Below are 17,146 nucleotides of genomic sequence, written 5' to 3'. Positions count from 1 at the left end.
ACAAGAAAGAGTACAAGCCAGCGGTTAAGCACTAATGTGATTGGTGTTTTTGCGAAAATGGTTTTTCCATTTGCAAAAATGGTAATCGACAAGAAGGAGTACAAGCCAGCGGTTAAGCACTAAGAAATTAGTGTGATGTTAATGAGAGATGCATTAGCAAAACGATTTGGAATTAAAAATAAAATAGGGTGTTTGCCAAAAGGTTCGTATTTTGGCAAGCATCCTATTTTTTTTATGATTAAAAACGGGAAGTACCCGGATAAAACAACCCCATTGAAATACTATCTTTTAAAATGAAAACAACTATTTCCACTTCTGTATTAAGTCTATTGTTTTTTGCTTTTAGTCTGACGGCATTCTCACAACAAGAATTAAAGAATAAGATTGTCGATTTTATGACTTTAGAGCCCTTAGAAAGTGCAAGTGTGTATATCCAAAACACGACTATAGGTACAGTAAGTAACTCCGATGGTAAGTTTGTGTTATTGGTGCCGCAGGCTCATATTAACGATACCTTAGTAGTGTCTTCTATAGGTTATAAAAGTTATAAAATGCCTATAGCGCTTTTTGATAATACTAAAGAAGTTTATTTAGAAGAAGATATTGCATCGTTAGAAGAGGTGCAGTTGGTAACTACACCGCGTCCTAAAACAGGGAATGATATTGTATTGCGTGCTTTAAAGGAGTTGCCAGAAAACCTTCCGGAAAACCCGTACATGCAAAAGGGATTTTTAAGACATAAAGAGCGAAATAAAAAAGAATTTAAATGGCTTATTGAAAGTGCTATTACCCTATACGATTCTAGTTTCCAGTCTCCAGCGGCTAAAAATTTAAAAATTAACGTCGATCAGGTTAGAAAAAGTTACGATCTTCGAGATATTGATAGCACCTTAACGTATACGGCTTATTTAAAAGATAAAAATCCAAGATTAAATTTAAGAAATAAGAATTTACGTCGTGACACCATTAAAACGGCAAACCTTATAAAAGCGATTAAGTGGAACGATACGCGAATTAATGGTTTAGAGAATCTATTTAAAGGAAAACTAAATATTGTTAGAAACTCGAATACTTCAGAAGGGTTATTTAGTGAAGATATTTTAGAAACGCATCATTTTGTCTTGGATACTATTTTGGTGGATGACGGACGAAAAATTTACAAGATTAAAATTGATGAAGGTCGCGAGCTAATCGACCTAAAAACCAAAGGTATTTACAATGGGGGATATCGTGCCGAGGGTTGGTTGTATGTGTATTATGATACCTATGCTATTAAAAGAATTGAATACAATTTAGTAGCGAAATCTCCAGCACAAAAAAGTAGAAGTAAAACCTTATTTGGTACTACCGTTAATCATAAATTAGTGATTAATTATATCGAATATCAAGATCGAATGTATCCAAATTTTGTGTCTTACGAAACGCCAAAATTGGTTAATGTAGGGACTAAAGCAAAAGCACGTGCGCAGGCGAATGCGAATTCTAAAAATCAGCAGGAAATGGAGCCTAATAATGACGAACGTTTCTATTATGCTGTTCAAGAGTTATTATTTTCAGAAATCATTTTAGAAGAAGGTAAAATAGCAGAAGCCTTAAACAAGCCTTGGGATGCCGATATTTTTGCGGTAAAACCATATAATAAAACCTTTTGGGAAAGTTATAATACCTTTTTAGAAAGTGAAGAGGATGAGAAATTAATTCAAGATTTAACGAAACGCTCAACGCTTTTTAAAGACTAAACTCAAGAGGATAAAGGATGAATTTGGCTGATAAATAGTACGGATTGGTGAAATAGTTAAAAAAATGAAGTTTTCATTTTGATACTATAATTTCCTTTATATATTTGCACTCCAAAATTTTAAAAGAGAGGAGGTTATGGTTCTATGTTAAGAATTCCAGTAAAAGACGGAGAAAATATAGAGAGAGCGTTAAAAGTTTACAAGCGTAAATTTATACAAACTCAAACAAAAAACAGATTGCAAGAGAATAAGCAATTTACGAAACCTTCGGTTGCTAAAAGAGCTCAAGTTCAAAAAGCACAATATGTTCAGAAATTAAGAGATGCGGCTAATGCATAATTAGAAGTACACTTTATAGAAAAAAGCTCACTAGTTTATAGTGAGTTTTTTTTTGTTTATATCTCTCGTTATTTTTAAAAGTACTACCTTTAAAAGTCATTATAATTTGAGACTAAGAAAGATGTCATTACAAGTTTTTATAGACTACCTCACGCTAGAGAAAAATTACTCTAAGCATACCGTAACGGCGTATGCTAGAGATATCGAAAAATTTCAAGACTTTTTACAAGAGCGCTATAGTGATGCTGAGGTGTCGGATGTTAATTACTCACAGATTAGATCGTGGATTGTAGAGTTAGTAGAAGATAAACTTTCCAATCGCAGTATTAATCGTAAAATATCCTCTTTGCAGTCCTATTTTAAATTCCTTTTAAAAGTGGAAGCTATTGAAGTCAATCCGCTAGCAAAACACAAAGCGTTAAAAACGAGTAAAAAGATTCAAGTTCCTTTTTCTGAAGCCGAGGTAAATAGGGTGTTGGATGGAAGAGCTCACAATAATACCTTTGAAGGCCTGCGAAACAAATTAATTATAGAGCTTTTTTATTCTACGGGAATGCGACGTAGTGAATTGATTGGGTTACAATTGTCGAGCATCGATTTCTCCAACAAAACGATAAAGGTTCTCGGGAAACAAAATAAAGAGCGTTTTATTCCCTTATTGGATAGTGTTATTGTAACGCTTAAAGCGTATTTGCAAGAACGTCAAGCACTTAAAAACAACGGAGATTCTAACTATTTATTTTTAACCCAAAAAGGCGTTAAAATCTACGAAACTCTTGTGTACAGAATAATTAATGAGTACTTTAGTGAAGCTTCCTTGAAAGCAAAAAAGAGTCCGCATATATTACGTCATTCGTTTGCGACACACTTATTAAATCAAGGGGCAAGTTTAAATGCTGTCAAAGAGCTTTTGGGGCATGCCAGTTTAGCGGCTACACAGGTCTATACGCACAATAGTATCTCAGAATTGAAAAAAGTGTATTCTAATAGCCACCCTAGAAGTAAAAAGTAAACAGGTAGTAATTGTTTAATTTAAAAATTAAAAATATGAAAGTGAACACACAATCCGTAAATTTTCACGCAGATCAAAAATTACTTAATTTTATTCAAACTAAAATGGATAAGTTAGATATGTATTATGATAAGATCATCCAATCGGATGTTTATTTAAAGGTCGAAAATACTAGTAATAAAGAAAATAAAATATTCGAAGCAAAAGTAAGTGTTCCTGGTGATAGCTTTGTGGTGAAAAAGCAATGTAAGACCTTTGAGGAGGGTGTTGATAGTGCTATTGCTTCTCTTGAAAGACAGCTAAAAAAGCGAAAAGAGAAATTAAGAGCATAAAAATGATAAAAAATTTGCAAAAAATGTTTTGATTAAATAAATAAATATATACATTTGCAGTCCGTTAGAAATAGCGGACTTTTTTTATCCGTAAAGAAAGTAGTAAAAGCCGATGTAGCTCAGCTGGCTAGAGCAGCTGATTTGTAATCAGCAGGTCGTGGGTTCGAGTCCCTCCATCGGCTCAAAAAAACAGAAGGTAGGAAACTACCGATTGTTAAGTTCTTTAAAAGAGTGATAAGTTTTAAAATTGGGGAGATACTCAAGCGGCCAACGAGGGCAGACTGTAAATCTGCTGACTACGTCTTCGCAGGTTCGAATCCTGCTCTCCCCACAATTTTAAAGTTTGAAAAGGATTTTAAATAATTGCGAGAGTAGCTCAGTTGGTAGAGCGTCAGCCTTCCAAGCTGAATGTCGCCGGTTCGAACCCGGTCTCTCGCTCTAATATTTAGCCGGTGTAGCTCAGGGGTAGAGCGTTTCCTTGGTAAGGAAGAGGTCACGGGTTCAATTCCCGTCATTGGCTCAATTTTAAAGACAATAAAAATTAGAACACTAATTATTATATAACTAAGATTAAATTATTAAAACATGGCAAAGGCAACTTTCGATCGTTCAAAACCACACTTAAATATTGGTACAATTGGACACGTAGATCACGGTAAAACAACCACGACTGCAGCTATTACTAAAGTATTAGCTGATGCGGGTTTTTCAGAAGCAAGATCATTTGATCAAATTGATAACGCTCCAGAAGAAAAAGAAAGAGGTATTACAATTAATACGTCTCACGTAGAATATCAAACAGCAAATCGTCATTACGCTCACGTTGACTGTCCAGGTCACGCGGATTACGTAAAGAACATGGTTACAGGTGCTGCTCAAATGGATGGTGCTATCCTTGTAGTTGCGGCTACAGATGGTCCAATGCCACAAACACGTGAGCACATCTTATTAGGTCGTCAAGTAGGTATCCCAAGAATCGTTGTATTCTTAAACAAAGTGGATATGGTTGATGATGAAGAGCTTTTAGAGTTAGTAGACATGGAAGTTAGAGAATTACTTTCTTTCTATGACTATGATGGTGATAACGGACCTGTAGTTGCAGGATCTGCACTAGGAGCACTTAACGGTGAACAAAAATGGGTTGACAAGTTACTAGAATTAATGGAAGCTGTTGACAACTGGATTGAAGAGCCAACACGTGATATGGATAAGCCTTTCTTAATGCCTATCGAAGATGTATTCTCTATTACAGGTCGTGGTACTGTTGCAACTGGTCGTATTGAGACTGGTGTAGCTAACACAGGAGATCCTGTTGAGATCATTGGTATGGGTGCTGAAAAGTTAACTTCTACTATTACAGGAATTGAAATGTTCCGTCAAATTTTAGATAGAGGTGAAGCTGGAGATAACGCTGGTATCTTATTAAGAGGAATTGAGAAATCTCAAATCTCTAGAGGTATGGTTATCACTAAGCCAGGTTCTGTAACACCACACGCTAAATTTAAAGCTGAGGTTTATATCCTTAAAAAAGAAGAAGGTGGACGTCACACTCCATTCCATAATAACTACCGTCCTCAATTCTACGTTCGTACAACGGATGTAACAGGAAACATTTCGCTTCCAGAAGGTGTTGAGATGGTTATGCCAGGAGATAACTTAACTATCCACGTTGAGTTAATCCAACCAATTGCAATGAATGTTGGTCTTCGTTTCGCTATCCGTGAAGGAGGAAGAACAGTTGGAGCTGGTCAGGTAACTGAAATTTTAGACTAATTAAGTCTCAATAATATAAAGTTAAGGTGTCTAGATCAATCAAGGCACCTTGACTTTTATCTACGGGTTTAGCTCAGTTGGTAGAGCACTGGTCTCCAAAACCAGGTGTCGTGAGTTCGAGTCTCTCAACCCGTGCAAAATAAAAATGATAAAGTTTAAATTTATCTTTTAAAAAATAGATTAAAAAATGGCTGGAATAGTAAATTACGTAAAAGAATCATTTGGCGAGTTGAAAAACAATGTGACTTGGACTCCGTGGTCTGAAGCACAAAGCTTAACTATTTTAGTGGCTGTATTTTCAATTGTCTTCTCTTTAGCAATTTGGGGAGTAGATTCTGTTTTCAGCAAAGTGGTAAGTTTTTATTTTACTTTAATCAACGGATAAGATAAATATTTATGGCTGAAGTAGGAGAGAAAAAATGGTATGTTGTAAGAGCAGTAAGTGGTCAAGAGCATAAAATTAAAACGTATATCGAGAATGAAATCGCTCGTTTAGGTCTTCAAGATTATGTAGAGCAAGTATTGGTTCCTACAGAGAATGTAGTTCAAATTCGTAATGGTAAGAAAATAAACAAAGAAAAGGTTTATTTTAGCGGTTATATTATGATTAAGGCTAACTTGTCTGGAGAAATTCCTCATATAATTAAATCTATTACAAATGTTATCGGTTTCCTTGGTGCAACTAAGGGGGGCGATCCTTTACCGTTAAGACAGTCTGAAGTAAACAGAATGTTAGGTAAAGTAGATGAGTTAACGGTAGATACAGATTCGCACGTGGCTATTCCTTATACAAAGGGAGAAACTGTGAAAGTTATCGACGGACCATTTAATGGGTTCGATGGTACTATCGAAAATATCAACGAAGAGAAACGCAAGCTTGAAGTTATGGTGAAGATTTTTGGAAGAAAAACACCTTTAGAACTAAGCTATATGCAAGTCGAAAAAATATAATAATTGTTACAATAAAGATGGGATTAATCTAAGCTTCCAAAATTAGATTGATACCGAACTAAATTATTAAAAATGGCAAAAGAATTAAGTAAAGTAGTTAAGTTACAAGTAAGGGGAGGTGCAGCGAATCCGTCGCCACCGGTTGGACCCGCTTTAGGTGCTGCTGGAGTTAACATCATGGAGTTCTGTAAGCAATTTAATGCTAGAACCCAAGATAAAGCTGGTAAAGTATTACCGGTTGTTATTTCTGTTTACAAAGACAAATCATTTGAATTTGTAATTAAGACACCTCCAGCTGCAGTACAATTATTAGAAGCGGCCAAAGTAAAAAAAGGATCAGGTGAACCACATGTACGTAAAGTAGCAAAGGTTTCTTGGGATCAAGTGAAAACAATAGCAGAGGACAAAATGCAAGATTTAAATGCATTTAACATCGAATCGGCTATGAAAATGATTGCTGGAACTGCGAGATCTATGGGTATAACTGTTAAAGGTGGTGATGCACCTAATTAACCTAAAAAGATTTTAAAAAAATGGCAAGATTAACAAAGAAACAAAAAGAAGCTCAAGCTAAAATAGAGAAGGATAAAGTATATTCTTTAACTGAGGCTTCAGCATTAATAAAAGAAATTACTAACACAAAATTCGATGCTTCTGTAGATTTAGCAGTTCGTTTAGGAGTAGATCCTAGAAAAGCTAACCAAATGGTAAGAGGTGTAGTATCTCTTCCTCATGGAACAGGTAAAGATGTGAAAGTATTAGCATTAGTAACTCCAGACAAAGAAGCAGAAGCTAAAGAAGCTGGGGCAGATTACGTTGGTTTAGATGAGTACCTTGATAAAATTAAAGGTGGTTGGACAGATGTAGACGTTATCATTACTATGCCAAGTGTTATGGGTAAATTAGGTCCTTTAGGACGTGTATTAGGTCCTCGTGGTTTAATGCCAAACCCAAAAACAGGTACTGTAACAATGGACGTAGCTAAAGCAGTTACAGAAGTAAAAGCAGGTAAGATTGATTTTAAAGTTGATAAAACAGGAATCGTTCACGCTGCAATTGGAAAAGCATCTTTTAGTGCTGAGAAAATTCAGGAAAACGCAAACGAATTATTAACAACATTAATGAAACTTAAACCAACTGCGGCGAAAGGAGTTTATGTGAAGAGCATTTATATGTCTAGCACAATGAGTCCGAGTATAGCTGTTGACACTAAAATTGGTTAGTAGTTAAAACTTTATATTATGACAAGAGAAGAAAAATCACAAGTAATTGAAGAATTAACTGCACAATTAGCAGAGAATGCAAATATATATTTAGCAGATATCTCAGGATTAAACGCAGCAAATACTTCAAATTTACGTCGTGCTTGTTTTAAAGCAAACGTAAAATTAGCAGTAGTAAAAAATACATTACTTGAAAAAGCAATGGAAGCTTCAGATAGAGATTTTGGAGACTTACCATCGACTTTAAAAGGAAATACATCAGTAATGTACTCTGAAACTGGAAACGCTCCAGCGAAGGTTATTAAAGCTTTTAGAAAGAAATCAGAAAAGCCACTTTTAAAAGGTGCTTTTATAGAAGAAGAAGTTTACATTGGCGATAACCAATTAGACGCTTTAGTTGATATCAAATCTAGAGAAGAATTAATCGGAGAAATTGTTGGATTATTACAATCTCCTGCTAAGAATGTTGTTTCTGCACTTAAATCAAGTGGAGGAAAACTTTCAGGAATTCTTAAAACATTATCTCAGAAAGAGGGATAAACAAATAAGTACGCACTTACACAAACATATATTAAATTAAAATTAAAACGGTAGAAAAATGGCAGATTTAAAAGATTTCGCAGAACAATTAGTTAACCTTACAGTAAAAGAAGTTAACGAATTAGCAACTATATTAAAAGATGAGTACGGTATCGAACCAGCTGCTGCTGCAGTAGCTATGGCAGGTCCTGCTGCTGGCGGAGATGACGCTGGAGAAGCTCAAACTGAGTTTGACGTAATCTTAAAATCAGCAGGTAGCGCTAAGTTAGCTGTTGTAAAATTAGTTAAAGAATTAACTGGTTTAGGATTAAAAGAAGCTAAAGGTTTAGTTGACGATGCACCAAGTGCTATCAAAGAAGCTGTTTCTAAAGATGAAGCTGAAGCATTAAAAGCACAGTTAGAAGAAGCAGGAGCAGAGGTTGAGCTTAAGTAAGCTTTACACAGAAAATTAACAAAGGTTTAGGTCTGGAGCAGTGGCTCTCAGACCTAGACCATTTGTCGTATATAGCCACGAGCTATAAACAAACATTTTTTTTTAATCAAAATTTCGTCCATTGATGTTAGTAACACAAGCTGAAAGATTAAATTTCTCGTCTATTATCAATAGAACTGAGTATCCAGATTTTATGGATATTCAAATAAAGTCCTTCCAGGATTTTTTCCAGTTAGAAACAAAATCTGAAGAAAGAGGTGATGAAGGGCTATACAACACCTTTCTGGAAAACTTTCCAATAACAGACACTCGTAATCAATTCGTTTTAGAATTCTTAGATTACTTCATAGACCCACCAAGATATAGCATTGAAGAATGTATCGAGCGTGGACTTACTTATAGCGTTCCACTTAAAGCAAGATTAAAACTTTATTGTACCGATCCTGAACACGAAGATTTCGAAACTATCGTTCAAGATGTATACTTAGGTACTATACCTTATATGACACCTTCTGGTACTTTCTGTATCAATGGTGCCGAGCGTGTAGTTGTATCTCAATTACACAGATCACCTGGTGTATTCTTTGGTCAGTCTTTCCATGCTAATGGAACTAAATTATATTCAGCAAGAGTTATTCCTTTTAAAGGATCTTGGATCGAATTCGCTACTGATATTAATCAAGTCATGTATGCGTACATTGATAGAAAGAAAAAATTACCAGTAACAACACTGTTTAGAGCAATAGGCTTTGAACGTGATAAAGATATTTTAGAGATTTTTGACCTAGCCGAAGAGGTGAAGGTTTCAAAATCTGGTCTTAAAAAATATTTAGGACGTAAATTAGCTGCACGTGTATTAAATACATGGCATGAAGATTTCGTAGACGAAGATACTGGAGAAGTAGTATCTATTGAAAGAAATGAAATCGTATTAGACCGTGATACTGTTTTAGATAAAGAGAACGTCGAAGAAATCTTAGAAGTAGGTGTTAAAACCATTCTTTTACATAAAGAAAGTGCTGAACAAGGCGATTACGCAATTATTCATAACACCCTTCAAAAAGATCCAACAAACTCAGAAAAAGAGGCTGTTGAACACATCTACCGTCAACTACGTAATGCTGAGCCGCCAGATGAGGAGACTGCACGTGGAATTATTGACAAATTATTCTTTAGTGACCAACGTTACTCTTTAGGAGAAGTTGGACGTTATAGAATGAATAAGAAATTACAGTTGGATATCGGAATGGATAAGCAAGTGCTTACCAAAGAAGATATTATTACTATTATAAAATATTTAATCGAATTAATTAACTCTAAAGCAGAGATTGATGATATTGATCACTTATCTAACCGTCGTGTACGTACAGTAGGAGAGCAATTATCTCAACAGTTTGGAGTTGGTTTAGCGCGTATGGCGCGTACTATTCGTGAACGTATGAACGTTCGTGATAACGAAGTATTTACACCTATAGATTTAATTAATGCGAAGACCTTGTCTTCAGTTATTAATTCATTCTTTGGTACAAATCAGTTGTCTCAATTTATGGATCAAACCAATCCTCTTGCCGAAATTACGCACAAGCGTCGTTTATCAGCATTAGGACCTGGAGGTTTATCAAGAGAAAGAGCAGGTTTCGAAGTACGTGATGTTCACTATACGCACTACGGTCGTTTATGTCCAATTGAAACGCCTGAGGGACCAAATATTGGATTAATATCTTCTTTATCTGTATATGCTAAGGTGAACCCTATGGGATTCATCGAAACACCATACCGTAAGGTAACAGATGGGGTTGTAGATATTAAAAGCGAACCTATTTATTTAAGTGCTGAAGAAGAAGAGGAGAAATTAATCGCTCAAGCAACGGTAAAAGTTGATGAGAATGGTAAAATTCTTCACGATAAAGTTATTGCACGTATGGAAGGTGACTTCCCGGTAATCGAACCGTCAAAAGTGGATTATACCGATGTTGCACCAAACCAGATTTCGTCTATTTCAGCATCTTTAATTCCGTTCTTAGAACATGATGATGCCAACCGTGCGTTAATGGGATCTAACATGATGCGTCAGGCTGTACCATTATTACGTCCGCAAGCACCAATTGTTGGAACAGGATTAGAAAGAAAAGTAGCATCAGATTCTCGTGTGTTAATTAATGCCGAAGGAACTGGAGTTGTAGAGTATGTAGATGCTAACGAAATCGTTATCAAATACGAAAGAACAGAAGATGAAGCTAAAGTAAGTTTCGAAAGTGATACGAAGTCTTATCCTTTAGTAAAATTCAGAAAGACAAACCAAGGGACGTCTATTAACTTAAAACCTATCGTTAAGAAAGGAGATATAGTTAAAAAAGGACAAGTATTATCTCAAGGGTATGCTACTGAAAAAGGAGAATTAGCTTTAGGACGAAATATGAAAGTAGCCTTTATGCCTTGGAAAGGGTATAACTTTGAGGATGCGATTGTAATTTCTGAAAAAGTAGTTCGCGAAGACATCTTTACATCGATTCATATTGATGAGTACTCTCTTGATGTAAGAGATACAAAATTAGGTAACGAGGAGTTAACAAACGATATTCCTAACGTTTCTGAAGAGGCTACAAAAGACCTTGATGAAAATGGAATGATTCGTATTGGAGCCGAAGTGAAGCCTGGAGATATTTTAATTGGAAAAATTACACCTAAAGGTGAAAGTGACCCAACTCCAGAAGAAAAGTTATTACGTGCTATCTTTGGTGACAAAGCTGGAGATGTAAAAGACGCTTCATTAAAAGCATCACCTTCATTACACGGTGTTGTTATTAATAAAAAATTATTTGCTCGTGCGGTTAAAGATAAACGTAAGAGAGCTCAAGATAAAGAAGATATCGCTCAATTAGAGACCCTTTATAATACAAAATTCGATGAGTTACAGGCTGTTTTAGTCGATAAGCTTTTCGCTATTGTAGGAGGAAAAACGTCTCAAGGTATCTTTAACGATTTAGGTGAAGAAGTATTACCAAAAGGTAAGAAATTTACGCTTAAGATGTTAAACGCTGTTGACGATTATACGCACTTAACTGGTGGTACTTGGACAACAGATGAGCACACAAATAAATTAGTTGCCGATTTAATTCACAACTATAAGATTAAAGAAAACGATTTACAAGGATCTTTACGTCGTGAGAAGTTTACGATTTCTGTCGGAGATGAATTACCAGCAGGTATTATTAAACTTGCTAAGGTTTATATCGCTAAGAAACGTAAGCTTAAAGTAGGGGATAAAATGGCAGGACGTCACGGTAACAAAGGTATTGTTGCTCGTATTGTTCGTCAAGAAGATATGCCTTTCTTAGAAGACGGAACACCTGTAGATATCGTACTAAACCCGCTTGGTGTACCATCTCGTATGAACATTGGGCAGATTTATGAAACAGTATTAGGATGGGCTGGACAAAAATTAGGACGTACTTATGCGACACCAATTTTTGATGGTGCAGAAATTGATGATATCAATGCACTTACCGATGAAGCTGGAATTCCAAGATACGGACATACGTACTTATACGATGGAGGAACAGGTCAACGTTTTGATCAACCTGCAACAGTAGGAGTTATCTATATGCTTAAATTAGGGCATATGGTAGACGATAAAATGCACGCACGTTCTATAGGACCATACTCATTAATTACACAACAACCTCTTGGTGGTAAAGCACAATTTGGTGGTCAGCGTTTTGGAGAGATGGAAGTATGGGCACTTGAGGCATACGGTGCATCGAGTACTCTAAGAGAAATCTTAACTGTGAAATCGGATGATGTTGTTGGTAGAGCTAAAACTTACGAAGCAATCGTAAAAGGTGAACCAATGCCAGATCCAGGATTACCAGAATCTTTCAACGTACTTATGCACGAATTGAAAGGATTAGGATTAGACATTAGATTAGAGGAATAATAGATATTCCCGCGAAAGCGGGAATCTTTTAGATTGAAGTGCAAACTTCAACTATAAAACAACAAAAGTATTCAGCATTATGGCAAAAAAACAAGATAAGAATACAGTACAGAGGTTTAATAAAATCTCCATAGGTTTAGCATCACCAGAGTCTATTTTAGCGGAATCTAGAGGTGAGGTTTTAAAACCTGAAACTATTAATTATCGTACACATAAACCAGAAAGAGATGGTTTATTCTGTGAGCGAATTTTTGGTCCTGTAAAAGACTACGAATGTGCTTGTGGTAAATATAAAAGAATTCGCTACAAAGGTATTGTTTGTGACCGTTGTGGTGTAGAGGTAACAGAAAAGAAAGTACGTCGTGATCGCGTAGGACACATCAACTTAGTTGTGCCTGTTGCGCATATCTGGTATTTCCGTTCTTTACCAAACAAAATAGGGTATTTATTAGGCTTACCATCTAAGAAATTAGATATGATTATATACTACGAACGTTACGTAGTTATTCAACCAGGTAATGCTAAAAATGCCGAAGGAGAACCATTACAAAAAATGGACTTCTTAACTGAAGAAGAGTACCTAAATATTATGGAAACTCTTCCTCAAGATAATAACTATCTTGAAGATACAGACCCTAATAAGTTTATAGCTAAAATGGGTGCTGAGTGTTTAATCGAGTTATTATCAAGAATTGATTTAGATACGTTATCATACGAATTACGTCATAAAGCAAACACTGAAACGTCTAAACAACGTAAAACAGAGGCTTTAAAACGTCTTCAAGTCGTTGAAGCTTTACGTGAATCTAACGAAAACAGAGAGAACCGTCCAGAATGGATGATCTTAAAAGTTGTGCCAATTATTCCGCCAGAATTAAGACCTTTAGTGCCTTTAGATGGTGGACGTTTTGCAACTTCTGATTTAAATGATTTATACCGTCGTGTAATTATTCGTAACAACCGTTTAAAGCGTTTAGTTGAGATTAAAGCTCCTGAAGTGATCTTGCGTAACGAAAAACGTATGTTACAAGAATCTGTAGATTCATTATTAGACAACACACGTAAGTCATCTGCTGTAAAAACAGATTCTAACAGACCATTAAAATCACTTTCAGATTCACTTAAAGGTAAGCAAGGACGTTTCCGTCAAAACTTACTTGGTAAGCGTGTTGATTATTCTGCACGTTCTGTAATTGTTGTAGGACCAGAATTAAAATTATTCGAATGTGGTCTTCCTAAAAACATGGCTGCCGAACTTTACAAACCATTCATCATTCGTAAATTAATCGAAAGAGGAATTGTAAAGACTGTAAAATCAGCGAAGAAAATTATAGACAAAAAAGAGCCTGTAGTTTGGGATATCTTGGAAAACGTTCTTAAAGGACATCCAGTATTACTAAACCGTGCTCCTACGCTTCACCGTTTAGGTATTCAGGCTTTCCAGCCAAAACTTATTGAAGGTAAAGCGATACAATTACACCCATTAGTGTGTACAGCCTTTAATGCCGATTTCGATGGGGATCAAATGGCGGTGCATTTACCATTAGGACCAGAAGCTATTTTAGAATGTCAGTTATTAATGTTGGCATCTCATAATATCTTAAACCCTGCAAATGGTTCACCAGTAACAGTACCTTCTCAGGATATGGTACTTGGTTTATACTATATGACCAAGTTACGTACGTCTACACCAGAAGTTAAAGTTAAAGGTGAAGGGTTAACATTCTACTCTGCAGAAGAAGTAAACATTGCTTATAATGAGCAACGTGTAGATCTTAACGCGCAAATTAAAGTAAGAACAATCGACTTTAATGAAGAGAGAGAATTAGTACCTCAAATTATTGAAACAACTGTAGGTCGTGTACTTTTCAACGAAAAAGTACCAGCTGCAGCAGGATATATCAACGAAGTATTAACCAAAAAATCGTTAAGAGATATTATTGGTGACATACTTAAAGTAACAAGTGTACCGGAAACGGCTGCTTTCTTAGATGAAATTAAAACTTTAGGATACAAATTTGCATTCCAAGGTGGTCTTTCATTTAGTTTAGGAGATATTATTATTCCACCAGAAAAGCAATCTATGATTGATAGTGCCAATGCGAAAGTAGATGGTATTATGGTGAACTATAACATGGGACTTATTACTAATAACGAACGTTATAACCAAGTTATTGATATCTGGACGTCTACAAACGCAGAGTTAACAGAGCTATCTATGAAACGTATCCGAGAAGACCAACAAGGGTTTAACTCGGTATATATGATGCTTGATTCTGGAGCACGTGGATCGAAAGAACAGATTCGTCAGTTAACAGGTATGCGTGGATTAATGGCGAAACCTAAAAAATCTAACGCCGGTGGTGGAGAGATTATTGAAAACCCGATTTTATCTAACTTTAAAGAGGGACTTTCAATTTTAGAATACTTTATTTCTACTCACGGTGCGCGTAAAGGTCTTGCCGATACCGCATTAAAAACTGCCGATGCAGGTTACTTAACACGTCGTTTAGTAGATGTATCTCAAGATGTTATTGTAAACAGTGTAGACTGTGGTACATTAAGAGGTGTAGAAGTAACGCCATTGAAGAAAAATGATGAAGTTATCGAGAAATTACAAGACCGTATTGTTGGTCGTGTAGCACTTAACGATGTCTTTAATCCGGTTACAGATGAGTTATTAGTTGCCGCTGGAGATCTTATTGATGATGCTATTGCTGCTAAGATTGAAAAATCACCAGTTGATAGTGTAGAAGTACGTTCACCATTAAGTTGTGAAGCTAAAAAAGGAATCTGTGCTAAATGTTACGGACGTAACTTAGCGACAAATAAGATGGTTCAACGTGGGGAAGCTGTTGGTGTAGTAGCCGCACAATCTATTGGAGAGCCAGGTACACAGTTAACACTTCGTACTTTCCACGTGGGAGGTATTGCAGGTAACATTTCTGAAGAGAATAAACTTACTGTTAAATACGATGGTAAAGCGGAAATCGAAGAATTGAAAACTGTAAAAGGTCAAGATGCTGAAGGAAATGATGTAGATATCGTTATCTCTAGAACATCTGAACTTAAATTAGTAGATAAGAAAACCGGAATTACTTTAAGTACAAATAATATTCCTTACGGTTCTACCATTTTAGTTAAAAATGGAGATACCTTAAAAGCTGGTGATGTTGTTTGTTCTTGGGATCCATATAACGGTGTAATTATTTCTGAATTTGCTGGAAAAGTGAGATATGAGAATATCGAACAAGGGGTTACTTACCAAGTAGAAATTGATGAGCAAACTGGTTTCCAAGAAAAAGTAATTTCAGAGTCTAGAAATAAAAAATTAATACCAACACTTATTGTTGAAGACAGTAAAGGAAACGCTATACGTTCTTACAACTTACCAGTTGGTGCCCATATTATGATTGACGATGGAGAAAAAGTTAAGATTGGTAAAGTCTTAGTTAAAATCCCTCGTAGATCGGCAAAATCAGGAGATATTACAGGAGGTCTTCCACGTGTTACCGAGTTATTCGAAGCGCGTAACCCTTCTAACCCAGCAGTTGTTAGTGCAATAGATGGTGTGGTATCTTTCGGAAAAATTAAGAGAGGTAATCGTGAGATTATTGTAGAATCTAAATTAGGAGATGTTAAGAAGTACTTAGTTAAATTATCAAGTCAGATTCTTGTTCAAGAAAATGATTTCATAAAAGCGGGTATGCCTTTATCTGATGGTTCTATTACGCCAAATGATATCTTAAACATTAAAGGCCCTGCAGCAGTACAACAGTACTTAGTGAATGAGGTTCAAGAAGTGTATAGATTACAAGGTGTGAAAATTAACGATAAGCACTTCGAAGTTGTTGTAAGACAAATGATGCGTAAAGTTCGAATTATCGACTCTGGAGATACAATCTTCTTAGAAGACCAATTGGTTCATAAATCTGATTTTATCGAAGAAAACGACGATATATTTGGTAAAAAAGTGGTTGAAAATGCAGGAGATTCTACGAACTTAAAAGAAGGTCAGATTATTACGGCATTCGAATTAAGAGATGAGAATTCATTGTTACGCCGTGAGGATAAAGCGCTAGTGGAAGCTAGAGATGCTCAACCAGCGACAGCAACACCAATTTTACAAGGTATTACAAGAGCATCGTTACAAACAAAATCATTTATCTCTGCAGCCTCTTTCCAAGAGACTACAAAGGTTCTTAACGAAGCAGCAGTAGCAGGTAAAGTAGATCACTTAGAAGGTCTTAAAGAGAATGTAATTGTAGGACACAGAATTCCAGCAGGAACAGGAATGCGTTCTTATGAAAACATTATCGTAGGATCTAAAGAAGAGTTCGACGAAATGATGCAAGCTAAAAAAGAGGTTAATTATAACTAAATAACAGCTACCAAGTTTACGCGTTTCTAACGTACTAAAAATGGTGTCTAAAGTAGCCCAACGCAGGTTGGGTCCTCTGAAATAACAAAAAAGTCCTGCCTATCAGCAGGACTTTTTTATTTTATAAACGTATTAATCAAAAGACTTTCACTTTAACGAAAGCACAAACAATACTACTATGGCAGAAAATAAAAATGATAATAAAACAAAACAAGGACAAATTAATATAGAATTAGATGAGAAGGTGGCCGAAGGTACCTATTCTAATTTAGCAATCATAAATCACTCTGTTTCAGAATTTGTAGTGGATTTTGTGAGCATTATGCCTGGAACACCTAAAAGTAAGGTGAAATCTAGAATTATTTTAACCCCACAGCATGCTAAGCGATTACTTAAAGCTTTAAACGAAAACATACAACGCTTCGAAACTGCCCATGGTGAAATCAAGGATTATGAGCAGCCGCCAATTCCATTGAATTTCGGACC

The 17,146-nt window shown here is 35.8% G+C and carries 14 protein-coding genes and 5 tRNA genes; all 19 read left to right on the top strand.

The genetic code is table 11. The features are described from left to right. Positions 1-293 precede the first annotated feature (293 nt). Positions 294-1,739 carry a carboxypeptidase-like regulatory domain-containing protein gene (locus BLV64_RS14135; RefSeq protein WP_092136689.1) on the top strand — a complete coding sequence of 482 codons (1,446 nt, stop codon included), beginning with the start codon at positions 294-296 and terminating at the stop codon, positions 1,737-1,739. 144 nt (positions 1,740-1,883) lie between these two features. Beyond that, on the top strand, positions 1,884-2,078 hold the full coding sequence (rpsU, locus tag BLV64_RS14130) for a 30S ribosomal protein S21 (RefSeq protein ID WP_092136687.1): 195 nt from the start codon (positions 1,884-1,886) through the stop codon (positions 2,076-2,078). 121 nt (positions 2,079-2,199) lie between these two features. After that, a complete protein-coding gene (locus BLV64_RS14125) occupies positions 2,200-3,090 on the top strand; it encodes a tyrosine-type recombinase/integrase (RefSeq protein WP_092136685.1) in 891 nt (296 codons plus the stop codon). Between the two features lie 35 nt (positions 3,091-3,125). Continuing rightward, positions 3,126-3,422, top strand: coding sequence for a ribosome hibernation-promoting factor, HPF/YfiA family (hpf, locus tag BLV64_RS14120; protein ID WP_092136683.1), 297 nt, complete (start codon positions 3,126-3,128; stop codon positions 3,420-3,422). A 108-nt stretch (positions 3,423-3,530) separates the two neighbouring features. After that, positions 3,531-3,604: transfer RNA gene (locus BLV64_RS14115), tRNA-Thr, on the top strand. A 67-nt stretch (positions 3,605-3,671) separates the two neighbouring features. After that, a tRNA-Tyr gene (locus BLV64_RS14110) sits at positions 3,672-3,753 on the top strand. A gap of 34 nt (positions 3,754-3,787) precedes the next feature. Next, positions 3,788-3,860: transfer RNA gene (locus tag BLV64_RS14105), tRNA-Gly, on the top strand. Between the two features lie 10 nt (positions 3,861-3,870). Beyond that, positions 3,871-3,942: transfer RNA gene (locus BLV64_RS14100), tRNA-Thr, on the top strand. Between the two features lie 65 nt (positions 3,943-4,007). Further along, a complete protein-coding gene (tuf, locus tag BLV64_RS14095; RefSeq protein ID WP_092136680.1) occupies positions 4,008-5,195 on the top strand; it encodes an elongation factor Tu in 1,188 nt (395 codons plus the stop codon). 62 nt (positions 5,196-5,257) lie between these two features. Next, positions 5,258-5,330: transfer RNA gene (locus BLV64_RS14090), tRNA-Trp, on the top strand. Positions 5,331-5,382: 52 nt separating this feature from the next. Beyond that, complete coding sequence (gene secE, locus BLV64_RS14085) at positions 5,383-5,580, top strand: preprotein translocase subunit SecE (protein WP_092136678.1); 198 nt, start codon at positions 5,383-5,385, stop codon at positions 5,578-5,580. Positions 5,581-5,591: 11 nt separating this feature from the next. Continuing rightward, positions 5,592-6,146 carry a transcription termination/antitermination protein NusG gene (gene nusG, locus BLV64_RS14080; protein ID WP_092136676.1) on the top strand — a complete coding sequence of 185 codons (555 nt, stop codon included), beginning with the start codon at positions 5,592-5,594 and terminating at the stop codon, positions 6,144-6,146. Between the two features lie 72 nt (positions 6,147-6,218). Beyond that, positions 6,219-6,659 carry a 50S ribosomal protein L11 gene (rplK, locus tag BLV64_RS14075; protein ID WP_092136674.1) on the top strand — a complete coding sequence of 147 codons (441 nt, stop codon included), beginning with the start codon at positions 6,219-6,221 and terminating at the stop codon, positions 6,657-6,659. Positions 6,660-6,679: 20 nt separating this feature from the next. Beyond that, positions 6,680-7,369 carry a 50S ribosomal protein L1 gene (gene rplA / locus BLV64_RS14070; RefSeq protein WP_092136672.1) on the top strand — a complete coding sequence of 230 codons (690 nt, stop codon included), beginning with the start codon at positions 6,680-6,682 and terminating at the stop codon, positions 7,367-7,369. 18 nt (positions 7,370-7,387) lie between these two features. Beyond that, entirely contained in the window at positions 7,388-7,909 is a 522-nt protein-coding gene (rplJ, locus tag BLV64_RS14065; protein WP_092136671.1) for a 50S ribosomal protein L10, read from the top strand. A gap of 58 nt (positions 7,910-7,967) precedes the next feature. Next, positions 7,968-8,342 (top strand): 50S ribosomal protein L7/L12, encoded by a 375-nt coding sequence (gene rplL, locus BLV64_RS14060; RefSeq protein WP_092136669.1) that lies wholly within the window; start codon positions 7,968-7,970, stop codon positions 8,340-8,342. 124 nt (positions 8,343-8,466) lie between these two features. Next, entirely contained in the window at positions 8,467-12,279 is a 3,813-nt protein-coding gene (gene rpoB, locus BLV64_RS14055; RefSeq protein ID WP_092136668.1) for a DNA-directed RNA polymerase subunit beta, read from the top strand. A gap of 79 nt (positions 12,280-12,358) precedes the next feature. Beyond that, entirely contained in the window at positions 12,359-16,660 is a 4,302-nt protein-coding gene (gene rpoC / locus BLV64_RS14050; protein ID WP_092136666.1) for a DNA-directed RNA polymerase subunit beta', read from the top strand. 178 nt (positions 16,661-16,838) lie between these two features. After that, positions 16,839-17,146: DUF3467 domain-containing protein (locus BLV64_RS14045; protein WP_092136664.1), on the top strand; the 308-nt coding region annotated here is incomplete at its 3' end.

This window comes from Bizionia paragorgiae (genome assembly GCF_900107625.1).
Taxonomy (GTDB): Bacteria; Bacteroidota; Bacteroidia; order Flavobacteriales; family Flavobacteriaceae; genus Bizionia; species Bizionia paragorgiae.
Note: the sequence above shows the minus strand (reverse complement) of the source record. Positions and strands in the feature narration are given on the sequence as shown.

Excerpts from the sequence above, each read along its gene's own strand:
- rpoC (WP_092136666.1), top strand. The coding sequence starts at position 12,359 with ATGGCAAAAAAACAAGATAAGAATACAGTACAGAGGTTTAATAAAATC.
- rplJ (WP_092136671.1), top strand. The coding sequence starts at position 7,388 with ATGACAAGAGAAGAAAAATCACAAGTAATTGAAGAATTAACTGCACAA.
- rpoB (WP_092136668.1), top strand. The coding sequence starts at position 8,467 with ATGTTAGTAACACAAGCTGAAAGATTAAATTTCTCGTCTATTATCAAT.
- rplK (WP_092136674.1), top strand. The coding sequence starts at position 6,219 with ATGGCAAAAGAATTAAGTAAAGTAGTTAAGTTACAAGTAAGGGGAGGT.
- nusG (WP_092136676.1), top strand. The coding sequence starts at position 5,592 with ATGGCTGAAGTAGGAGAGAAAAAATGGTATGTTGTAAGAGCAGTAAGT.
- BLV64_RS14125 (WP_092136685.1), top strand. The coding sequence starts at position 2,200 with ATGTCATTACAAGTTTTTATAGACTACCTCACGCTAGAGAAAAATTAC.
- tuf (WP_092136680.1), top strand. The coding sequence starts at position 4,008 with ATGGCAAAGGCAACTTTCGATCGTTCAAAACCACACTTAAATATTGGT.
- secE (WP_092136678.1), top strand. The coding sequence starts at position 5,383 with ATGGCTGGAATAGTAAATTACGTAAAAGAATCATTTGGCGAGTTGAAA.
- hpf (WP_092136683.1), top strand. The coding sequence starts at position 3,126 with ATGAAAGTGAACACACAATCCGTAAATTTTCACGCAGATCAAAAATTA.
- rplA (WP_092136672.1), top strand. The coding sequence starts at position 6,680 with ATGGCAAGATTAACAAAGAAACAAAAAGAAGCTCAAGCTAAAATAGAG.
- BLV64_RS14135 (WP_092136689.1), top strand. The coding sequence starts at position 294 with ATGAAAACAACTATTTCCACTTCTGTATTAAGTCTATTGTTTTTTGCT.
- rpsU (WP_092136687.1), top strand. The coding sequence starts at position 1,884 with ATGTTAAGAATTCCAGTAAAAGACGGAGAAAATATAGAGAGAGCGTTA.
- rplL (WP_092136669.1), top strand. The coding sequence starts at position 7,968 with ATGGCAGATTTAAAAGATTTCGCAGAACAATTAGTTAACCTTACAGTA.